The 10,035-nt window shown below is 68.5% G+C and carries 7 protein-coding genes; 5 read left to right on the forward strand and 2 right to left on the reverse strand.

Translation table 11 applies throughout. The features are described from left to right. Positions 1-276 precede the first annotated feature (276 nt). Both trpS and murJ read right to left on the reverse strand, forming a co-directional pair. The gene (trpS, locus tag ACFQPS_RS16595) at positions 277-1,275 is read right to left on the reverse strand and encodes a tryptophan--tRNA ligase (protein WP_377360332.1); all 999 of its coding nucleotides are present in this window, start codon (positions 1,273-1,275) and stop codon (positions 277-279) included. Between the two features lie 95 nt (positions 1,276-1,370). Then, on the reverse strand, positions 1,371-2,912 hold the full coding sequence (murJ, locus tag ACFQPS_RS16600) for a murein biosynthesis integral membrane protein MurJ (protein ID WP_377360333.1): 1,542 nt from the start codon (positions 2,910-2,912) through the stop codon (positions 1,371-1,373). Positions 2,913-3,552: 640 nt separating this feature from the next. Here murJ and ACFQPS_RS16605 point away from each other — a divergent pair. From ACFQPS_RS16605 to ACFQPS_RS16625, 5 genes are all read left to right on the forward strand, one after another. Further along, positions 3,553-4,716, forward strand: a complete 1,164-nt coding sequence (locus ACFQPS_RS16605) for a tyrosine-type recombinase/integrase (RefSeq protein WP_377360334.1) — start codon at positions 3,553-3,555, stop codon at positions 4,714-4,716. Positions 4,717-4,887: 171 nt separating this feature from the next. Further along, the gene (locus ACFQPS_RS16610) at positions 4,888-5,604 is read left to right on the forward strand and encodes a hypothetical protein (RefSeq protein ID WP_377360335.1); all 717 of its coding nucleotides are present in this window, start codon (positions 4,888-4,890) and stop codon (positions 5,602-5,604) included. 98 nt (positions 5,605-5,702) lie between these two features. After that, positions 5,703-5,951, forward strand: a complete 249-nt coding sequence (locus ACFQPS_RS16615) for a helix-turn-helix transcriptional regulator (RefSeq protein WP_377360336.1) — start codon at positions 5,703-5,705, stop codon at positions 5,949-5,951. Positions 5,952-6,304: 353 nt separating this feature from the next. Next, complete coding sequence (locus ACFQPS_RS16620) at positions 6,305-7,465, forward strand: hypothetical protein (RefSeq protein WP_377360337.1); 1,161 nt, start codon at positions 6,305-6,307, stop codon at positions 7,463-7,465. Between the two features lie 98 nt (positions 7,466-7,563). After that, complete coding sequence (locus ACFQPS_RS16625) at positions 7,564-10,026, forward strand: hypothetical protein (protein ID WP_377360338.1); 2,463 nt, start codon at positions 7,564-7,566, stop codon at positions 10,024-10,026. The last annotated feature ends 9 nt before the right edge of the window (positions 10,027-10,035 follow it).

Below are 10,035 nucleotides of genomic sequence, written 5' to 3' on the forward strand. Positions count from 1 at the left end.
CCTGACCGCCGTGTCGTCCGCCGGGCGTCGCGGCCCCGTTCCCTTCGATCCCGTTGGAGCCTTTGGTAGAGCCTCTGGCCCCGTGGCCCTCGGGCGCACGACCTCCGGTCGCGCGCCTGCGGTCCGCGCCCCTCTTCCCCGCATCCATCCCCGCCTCCCCTTCCGGCATGGGTTCGCATCCGCCGGTTGGGACGACGATAACGGAAGGCGGGGTATAGGTCTACCTCTATCGGGGGATGTAGCGCCGGGCGGCGGTGCCGCCGTCCGGTGGCGGCATCAGGGGCGCAGCAGCCCGACGATGTCCTTGACCTCGTTCATCGTCTCTTCGGCGATGGCGCCGGCGCGCTCGGCGCCGCGCTTCAGGATGCGGTCGATCTCCGCCTTGTCGCCCAGCAGCCGGTTCATCTCGGCCGTCATCGGCCCCAGCGTGGCGACGGCCACGTCAACCAGCGCCCCCTTGAAGCCGCTGAACTGGCTGCCGGCATGCTCGGCCAGCACGTCCTTACGGGCGCGGCCGGTCAGCGCCGCCATGATGGTGACGAGGTTGTCCGCCTCCGGCCGCTTCTCCAGCTCCTCGATCGTCTCCGGCAGGGGCTCGGGGTCGGTCTTGGCCTTGCGGATCTTCAGCGCGATGGTGTCGGGATCGTCGGTCAGGTTGATGCGGCTGTAGTCGCTCTCGTCCGACTTCGACATCTTCTTCGTGCCGTCGCGCAGGCTCATCACCCGGGTCGCCTCGCCCAGGATCTGCGGCTCGGGCAGGGGGAAGAACTCCCGCTCGTAATAGCGGTTGAAGGCGCCGCCGATGTCGCGCGCCAGCTCCAGATGCTGCTTCTGGTCCTCGCCCACCGGCACATGGGTGGCCTTGTAGAGCAGGATGTCCGCCGCCATCAGCACGGGATAGGCGTAGAGCCCCAGCACCGCGTTCTCGCGGTGCTTGCCCGCCTTCTCCTTGAACTGGGTCATGCGGTTCAGCCAGCCCAGCGGCGTGTGGCAGGCGAAGACCCAGTTCAGCTCGGCATGGCCGGGCACAGCCGACTGGTTGAACAGGATGTTCTTCTCGGGGTCGATGCCGGCGGCGATGTAGGCGGCCGTGACCTCGCGGATGTTCTCGCGCAGCACGTCGGGCTTGTGGTCGATCGTGATGGCGTGCATGTCGACCACGCAGAAGATGCACTCATAGTCCTTCTGCAAGGCCACCCAGTTCCGCAGCGCCCCCAGATAATTGCCGAGATGGAGCTGGTGGGTGGGCTGCATGCCCGAGAAGATGCGGTTCATGGGCGTGTCGTCTGCTGGGCTGGGATCGGAGTGCCGGACGCGGCCGCGGAGTTATGGCCCCGGCACCCGCAGGGGTCAAGCGGCCGCCGGCGCCGTCAACGCCGCAGCAGGGCGCGCGCGTCCGCCAGCCGGAACCCGCCGAAGGCCAGGACGAAGGCGCCGTAGGACAGCCCGCCCGCCGCGATCAGCCCGGCCAGGGCCGCCACCCGGGTGGCGGCGTCGGCCGTGAACAGGTCGTGCAGCGCCAGCTCCAGCCCCAGCAGCACCAGCCCCATCAGGGCGGCGGCCAGCGCGATGCGGGGGGCGCGGCGGCGCACCTGGGCGTCCAGCGCCAGATGGCCGCGCCGGTGCAGCCCCCAGCCCAGCAGGCCGACATTCAGGAAGGCGGCCACGCCGCTGGCGAGCGCGATCCCGACATGGCCCAGCACGGGGCTCAGCGCCAGGGCCAGACCCGTGTTGGTGGCCAGCGTCACGACCGCCGCCTTGACCGGGGTGCGCGTGTCCTGGCGGGAGAAGAAGGCGGCGTTGAAGACCTTGGAGACGACGTAGGCCGGGATGCCGATGGCATAGGCCTGGAGCGCCAGCGCCGTCGCCGCCGTGTCCGCCGGCCCGAAGCTGCCGCGCTGGAACAGCGCGGTCAGGATCGGCTCCGGGATGGCGGCCAGCGCCACCGCCGCCGGCAGCCCCAGCAGCAGGCCGAACTCCAGGCCGCGGCTCATGTAGTGGCGCACCCGGTCGGCGTCGCCGGCCTGGACGTGCCGCGCCAGCGTCGGCAGCAGGGCCGTGCCGATGGCGATGCCGATCACGCCCAGCGGAAGCTGGTTCAGCCGGTCCGCGTAATAGAGGTAGGAGATCGCCCCCGCCGGCAGCAGCGAGGCGATGTGGGTGCCGATCACCAGATTGATCTGGATGACCGAGGCCGCCAGCGCCCCCGGCGCCATCTGCCGGAACAGCCGGCGGACATCCGGGCTCAGCCGCGGCAGCGTCAGCCGCAGCGTCACGCCGGCCCGGCGGCAGGAGACGGAGAGCCAGACCAGCTGCACGGCACCGGAGACGGTGAAGCCCCAGGCCAGCGCCGTGTTCGGCTCGATCCCGGTCTGGACCGACAGGACGATGGCCGCGATCATGCAGAGGTTCAGCATGATCGGTGCCGCCGCCCCCGGCCCGAACCGGCCCAGCGCGTTCAGCACGCCCGTCTGCAAGGCCACGACGGAGATCAGGATCAGGTAGGGGAAGGTGATGCGCCCCAGTTCCACCAGCCGGGCGAAGGTGCCGCTGTCGGCGGCGTAGCCGCTGGCGACCAGCAGCATCAGCAGCGGCATCGCCAGCAGCATCAGCACCGTCAGCGGCAGCAGCACCGCCACCATCATGGACAGCGCCTGGTCGGCGAAGCGGTCGGCCGCCTCGCGCCCGTCCCGCTCCAGCGTGGCGGAATAGAGCGGTACGAAGGAGACGGTGAAGGCGCCTTCCGCGAACATGGCGCGGAACCAGTTCGGGATGCGCTGGGCGACGAAGAAGATGTCCGCCGCCGCCCCGGCCCCCAGCACCCAGGCCGTCAGCATGTCACGCACGAAGCCGGCGACGCGCGACAGCATGGTCAGGCCGCCGACGGTGGCGATGGCGCGGGCGAAGCTCATGGGGAAACCAGGGCCGGGGGAACGCCCCCGGGCTCTAGCGGAAAAACGCGGCGGCGGGAAGGCACGGTTTCGGGACGGCAGCCCTACCCCCTGCGCCGGCGGTGAATGGACACAAGGGGACAGTCCCGGTGCGGTTACCTCAAGGGAGCGCGGCGGCGGGATGCGGCACTCCGGTGCCTTCTCCAACCGACCTGCGGACACCGACGGGCTGATCACCCGCCTCGCCCGTGACGGCATCGTCCCCGCGTGTCTGCCTTGCCGGCCGGACTGCATCGGACCGGTGAACTGGCCGGCGTCGGGCTCGCTGCCCTGCATGGAATGGGATTCGGGTCGGGCTGAAGGGCAAGGCCGGGCAGCGCGCTTTCCTGCTTCCGTACAGCAAAAAGCCCTCAGCCGGGTTATCGGCTAAGGGCTTTGTGATGTTGGTTGCGGGGGCAGGATTTGAACCTGCGGCCTTCAGGTTATGAGTTAGGTCCCGTCCATGCGATGGATTGCGCCAGACCGGCACGCAGTGCGGTATATGACTGATATTCAACGATTATCTTAAGGACTTTCTCCGCCCCTCTGCGCCAGAGCAGGCCAATTTTCGCCATCATCTGCTTCCACGGTGCTTCCACGCCCTTCTGGAAGCAGGTTCCCCATGCCCCGGCTGACCAAGCGCACCGTTGACGGCGCGGTTCCCAGGAACACCGACTATTTCCTCTGGGATGAGGAGATACCCGGCTTCGGCCTGCGGGTGCTGAGGACGGGCATCAAGTCCTATGTGATCCAGTACCGGGCCGGTGGTCGCACGCGGCGCTACAGCTTCTCCCACCACGGAGTGATGACGCCGGAGGAGGCCCGCCGCACGGCCCGCGAACTGCTGGTAGCGGTCCACCGCGGCGAGAACCCGTCGGAGGAGGCCCGGCTCCAACGGCTGGCCCCGACCATGGCGGCCCTGTGCGACAGGTTCATGGACGAGCATGTGCGGCAGCGCTGCAAGCCCAGCACGCAGGGCGAGTACCGGCGCGCGGTCGAGCTGTTCATCAAGCCGGAGATCGGGGCGCACAAGGTGCTGGACGTGACGCGGGCCGACATCGCGCGCCTGCACCATAAGGCCCGTGATATCCCGTATCAGGCCAACCGGACGCTGGGCGTCCTGTCCAAGCTGTTCAATCTGGCCGAAGTCTGGGGCCTGCGCCCGGACGGCTCCAACCCCTGCCGGCATGTGCGCAAGTACCCCGAGCAGAAGCGGGAGCGCTTCCTGTCCGCCGAGGAGCTGGGGCGGCTGGCAGCGGCCCTGGACGCGGCCGAGGCGGACGGGAGCGAGTCGGTCCATGTCATCGCCGCGATCCGCCTGCTGATCCTGACCGGCTGCCGTCTGGGGGAAATCCAGACGCTGAAATGGGAGCATGTGCATCCGGGACATCTTGCCCTGCCCGACAGCAAGACGGGCGCCAAGAAGGTCTATCTGGGCGAAGCGGCGATGGCCGTACTGGCGGCGGTCCCCCGCCTGCCCGGCAATCCGTATGTCATCTGCGGCGCCGTGGACGGTCAGCACCTGAAGGAGATACAGCGGCCATGGCGCCGTCTGCGGATGCGCGCCGGGCTGCCCGATCTGCGTATCCACGATCTGCGCCATTCCTTCGCCTCGGCCGCGGTCGGCATGGGCGAGAGCCTGCCCATGATCGGCAAGCTGCTGGGCCATACACAGGTCCAGACGACGGCGCGATATGCGCATCTGGCGGACGATCCCTTGCGGGCATCGTCGGAACGGGTGTCGGCCGCCCTGGCGGCCCGTATGAAAGGACAGGCTGCCGGCTGAGGCCGGCCCCTGCGGGGACACACACCTTACGGCAGGCGAGCATAGGAGAGGGAACGGAGCCATACGTACCTATGGAAAGCCGCGGGACAGTCGGGCCGTCCTCCAGCGCGACACCGCGCCCGCTCTCCATAGGTACGTATGGCCGCTCTCCCGGGAACGAGGCAACGGAGCATGGATCATCTGGCCGTCTGGAAGCGCGCTCTCCCCCTGAGCCGCGCCTGTCTGAGATTCGCCCCCCGGGAGATGGCCGAGCGGCTGGAGCTGCTGCGCCGGCAGACGTCCCTGAGCGCCGTCACCGGGAGGGTCCGCGGGCTGGCAGAGGACGGCGCCCTTACAGATCGGACGGACATGGCCAGGCGTATGGCCCTGCTGTCGTCGGCCCTGGGGCCGGTGGATGAGGAGCGCCGTCTTATGGAGGCGATGCGGGCATCCTGTCTGGCGCTGATCCAGGAGGGCCGGGTTCTGGCCCTGGGATACGCCCTGCCCCGGGCCGTGACCGACCGGCCCGTGCCCGTCCCGGCGGAGCTGTGGCAGCACCCGGTGGACTGGGAGGGGTCCCGCCTTGCCGGAAACGGACTGCGGATGGAAGCGGTGCGGCTGGCCCTGCCGCACTGGCTGCCGCAGATCATGGCCGATGCGGCCGCCGCAGCGGTGGGCACTGTGACGCCCCGGCCGGCGCCCCGCGGCCGGCCGTCGAAGCGCGACGCCGTGATCGCGGCCTTCCGGCATCTGGCCGATGCCGGGAGCATCCGGCCCGAGCGGCCGCTGGCGGAGCATTATCCGGCGATCCGCGCCCTGGTCATGCAGGCGACCGACGGCACGCCGGCGGGCCTGACCGACAAGACCCTGCACCGTCTTCTGAAGCCCTTGTTCGACCGGCTGCGCTGATCTCTTTTCTCAATAATCCGGACCGTTATTGAGATGTTTTTCGGGATGCCGGCCTGCGCCAGAGTTCCCCCATCGCAACGGCGGAGGGGACAGAGACGATGACGACGGGACCGGAGACGACGGACCACGACCATCTGGACCGGCTGATCACCGAGATGGAGGCTGCGGCCTTCATCGGCTACACGGTGCGGGCCTTGCAGAACTGGCGGGTGCGCGGCGGCGGGCCGCGCTTCGTGAAGGTGTCGGCCCGTTCCGTCCGCTACCGCCGCCGCGACCTGATCGCCTGGGCCGAAGCGCGGCTGGTTTCCAGCACGTCGCAGACATCGGAGACGGCCCGGGCCGCCTGACCCGTCCCGGCGGCGACACCACGGGTTTTCACCGGGCGGGGCTGGCCGCACCGCACGGTGTTTTGGGGCCGGAAGGCTCAGGTGGAAAGGGGGCGGGGTTGACCCGCCCCCTTTTCGCGTCCGCCCCTTGCCGGGCGCTCCCCCCCAGGACTGGCGCACCCCGGGCGCCCCCCTCCCGGATCGGGCTCCCCCCTGCCCGGCCCCAAAACCGAAGCGGCCCCTGCCCGGAGGGCGCGACACCCGGAAACACCAGCCCGCAACGCGGGCAGCGACCCCAGACCCGCCCCCAGAGGGCAAGAGGGGGGTCCTTGTAGCACCCCCCTCTAGAACCGCAGACCATGGGACCTGCCTCTATGACCCTGAGACCCTTCTACTGGAATTTCGACGGGCTGGACGTGGCTTTCCAGGGCCGTATCCCCCAGCCCCTGGTGGAGGCCCTGGAAGCGGCCAAGGTCGAGGCCCAGAACAGCCGCGCCCCGGTCCTGCTGGACTGGCGGGGCGAAGCGATGCATGTCGCGGAAAGCGGCGCCAAGGGCGGCTATGCCTATCGCTGCGACACCGGCCCGACGGGCGCCACCTGGTTCTTCGGCCGCAACCAGAACCCGGCCAACTGGAACATCCGTGTCTCGGTCAAGTCCAACGCCCTGGCCTGCCGCGGGCTGGGCGGCGTCCGCGCCGGGCTGTACCGCTTTCTCGCCGCCATCGGTGCCCAGGTCCTGGCCGCCTCCGTCTCCCGCGTCGATTACTGCCTGGATTTCCTGGCATCGGACATTGAGGCCGCCACGGGCGAAGCCTTCACCCTGAACCCGACGGCTTTCGTGATGCATTCCCACACCAGCCGGGCCGACCATGACGACGATGCCGGGATACAGATGCACGGCGTCTCCGGCCGCTATACCTCCGTCACCTGTGGAAAGATGCCGGGCCGGCAGGTCATCCTCTACGAGAAGTCGCGCGAGGTCCGGCAGAAGCAGAAGCCGGAATGGTGGGCGCACTGGAACGCGGCCCGGAGCACCCGGACCCTGCCGCCGCTGGGCGGCGACGAAACCGTCTGGCGGCTGGAACTGCGCGCCGGCAAGGCGCACCTGAAGGAGCGCTGGGGTGTGTCGAGCTGGGCCGATCTGGATGACAGGCTGGGCGACCTGTTCGCCCGCGCCCTGGCGGACATCCGCTATACGGTCCCCAGCCCGACCGACAGCGAACGCTGCCGCTGGCCCGACCATCCCCTCTGGACGGCGGCCCGGGCAGCCCTGACCACCGATCTGGGCGAGATGATGACCGGCGCGGGACCGGGCGTGGTGAAGCAGGTCCGGCGGTCCCACCTGCGGCAGATCATGGAAGCCCAGATCAAGGGGCTGGTCGCAACATACGCCGTCGCCCGCGGCCTGGAGGCCGACGCCGACCTCTTGGCGACAGAGACTGCGGCAATGGTGCGCAGCCATGTCCGCACCGACCGCGACCGCTTCGATGCCGGCCGCGCAAGATCAGCCAGACGCTACAGATTCATCGGCTGACAGTCAGATGAAAGTCGTGCTGACACACAACCTTCCGATTGATTGCGACTTCGCCCGTACTGCACATTGAGAGCGTCAGCGCTGTTTGAGAGGCGGCAGTGGGCGATCCTCTGACCTTGAGCGTGCTGGGCGGCTGGGTTGTCGGAGGTTTCATCGGCAATCGTAGCGACCAGTTGTTCTGCGCAGCCGGCAGGAAGCTTCAGGGCCTGTTCTTCGATGGCCTGCGGGAGCCCCAGAATCGCGATCTGAGTCGCGCGATACGCCGTGCCCAGTTGCTGGCCTTGACGCTGACCGTCAAAGCTTATGAGAAGCTCCCCAAGCCCCAATGGCGGACGCTGCCCGGCTATCATGCCGAGGACATCACCACACCGTTGACCACGTGGATTCGCTCGGCCCTGGTGCGGGATGACGGTCTGGAGGCAACACTTGCCGGGCTCGCTGCGGAAGATGCGGAAGCCTGGACCCGGCGCGTGGATGACGTGATGGGGCGGATAGCCGGGGCCTTCGCCAATCCCGATCCCCATGACGGACCCTCGGCGGAACGACAGCAGCAATTCCGTAGGCTGGCTGAGGATTGGTTGCTGGACGAAGCCAAGGCCAAACTCACCAACTCGCTGGACTGGCCGCGCTTCGAGGAAGTCTTCCGGGGCAATGCCAGCTTTGCCGGCTGGTGGCCGCTGTTCCGGGGCTTTCTGGCGGAAGAGGTCAAGACCAATGAGGCCGTGTCCCGCATCCTGACGCAGTACGGCATCGCCACCCTGGTGGAAGGGCAGACCGATATCAGCACCGCTCTGGACAGTGTGCAAGCCGGACAGGAAGCGGTCCTGGCGGCATCGCGGGATGCCTTGGCGGACCTACGGACCTTGGCCGGGACCGTCGATGCCGGAAACGTCCGGCTCAACGCGCTGCTGAAGCGCCTGGATGATATTCCGAGTCATATCCTTGCCGGTGGTATCGCCCGCGACGCCGGCATACGGCCAGTGCCTGCCCCGGGACGGGTCCGTTTCAACAAGGACCGCCCGACTGACCTGCTGCTGGCCCGCACCCGCGCCGTGCCGTTTCTGGATTTCGGTGGCAGGAAGGCGGAGCTGTTGAGCTGGGCGACACAACCGGCCGGGCCTCTGGCCGAACGTTCCGTGTCCGGCCGGCTCTATATCGGTGAGGGGGGTGTCGGGAAGACCCGTCTTGCCCTGGCGTTGGCGGACGATCTGAAACAGGCCGGCTGGCGGGTGCAGGAGGTGCGCCGCGACTATAGCGGCCCGCTGGTCTGGCGGGCTTTCGCGCCCGGCCCAGAAGCCTCCCAGGGCGATCTGATCATTGTCGATTACGCGGAAGCCCGCCCCGGTCTTTTGGCTTCGCTGGCGGCAGAAGCAGCGGAAGCCGCCGAAACCGCCGGTCCGGATATCCGCATCCTGGCCCTGGCCCGCACGGCCGGCGACTGGTGGGAGAGCATCAAGGCCGAACGTGGCATGGAGATCTTCGCGCCCAACGCCTTTCCCATCGGCAGCAACACCGGCCGCCTGCCCCCCGACCAGCGCCGCCGGTTGTTCGAGACGGCACTCGCGGCATTCCAGGAACTCTTGGCCCCCGAGGGTCTGGCCAATCCCGGCGGGCAGTCCCCGTCCCTGGACCAGGATCGCTGGTACGACCGTCCGCTGCTGGTCCTGATGGCCGCCTATCTGACGGCGCGGGGCGGCGCTCCGGAGAGCGGCGAAGCCCTGTTCGACGGGCTGCTGAAGGAGGAGGGCCTGTCCTGGAAGCGGGTCCTGAATATCCGCATGGACACGCCGGACGACAGGCAGAAGATCGAAGCCCTGCGGCGGGCCGTCCTCCAGGTCACCTTCCTGCAAGGCGTGGCACAAGCCGATGGAGCGGCATTGCTGCTGGCCGACGGCGAACTGAACCGCCGCAGTCCCCATGAATGCCTGCCGGTGATCGAAGCGCTGACCCGGCTTTATCCAGGGGACCGGGAAGACTGGATCGGCGCTCTGGAGCCGGATGTGCTGGGGGAATACGCCTTGGCGCACTACCTGACCAGGTTTCCGAGAACCGGCCTTCTCTTGCTGACGGCAACCCTGTCCACCCCTCTGGCAGAATCAGGCGGCACTCCGGCCCGTCAGGCCCTGACCGTACTGCAACGGATGAGCCATCATCCGCTCGTGCTGTGCAATCGGGCCGCAGCTTTCCTGCTCCAGGAACAGGAAGCACAGTGCCAGCACCTGGAAGCCGCCGACCTGGATCGGTTGTACGGGGCCTTGCCGGACCAGACCACCCATCTCCGGTCCTTGGCTCTTGCCGTGGAACGCCGCCGGGTGGCGCTACAGGAAGCGGCAGGAGAAGCAGGAAGCCCTTGGCACGCTGGGAGCCTCAACAACCTGGGTATCAGGCTCTCCGCCCTCGGACGCCGGGAGGAGGCCTTGCAGGCCACCCGCAAGGCCGTGGATCACTACACCACGCTCGCGGACAGCAACCCGGACGCCTTCCTCCCCGATCTGGCCGCCTCACTCATTAGAGCATTTCCGTCCTTGAGGGAATCGCGGGGGATTCCCATGCGTGGGTAACTGTGATTC

The organism is Rhodocista pekingensis (assembly GCF_042665545.1).
Lineage (GTDB): Bacteria > Pseudomonadota > Alphaproteobacteria > Azospirillales > Azospirillaceae > Rhodocista > Rhodocista pekingensis.

What these genes read in the sequence shown, in the direction of transcription:
- murJ (WP_377360333.1), bottom strand. Translation starts at nt 2,912, where the DNA reads ATGAGCTTCGCCCGCGCCATCGCCACCGTCGGCGGCCTGACCATGCTG.
- ACFQPS_RS16610 (WP_377360335.1), top strand. Translation starts at nt 4,888, where the DNA reads ATGGATCATCTGGCCGTCTGGAAGCGCGCTCTCCCCCTGAGCCGCGCC.
- ACFQPS_RS16605 (WP_377360334.1), top strand. Translation starts at nt 3,553, where the DNA reads ATGCCCCGGCTGACCAAGCGCACCGTTGACGGCGCGGTTCCCAGGAAC.
- ACFQPS_RS16620 (WP_377360337.1), top strand. Translation starts at nt 6,305, where the DNA reads ATGACCCTGAGACCCTTCTACTGGAATTTCGACGGGCTGGACGTGGCT.
- ACFQPS_RS16615 (WP_377360336.1), top strand. Translation starts at nt 5,703, where the DNA reads ATGACGACGGGACCGGAGACGACGGACCACGACCATCTGGACCGGCTG.
- trpS (WP_377360332.1), bottom strand. Translation starts at nt 1,275, where the DNA reads ATGAACCGCATCTTCTCGGGCATGCAGCCCACCCACCAGCTCCATCTC.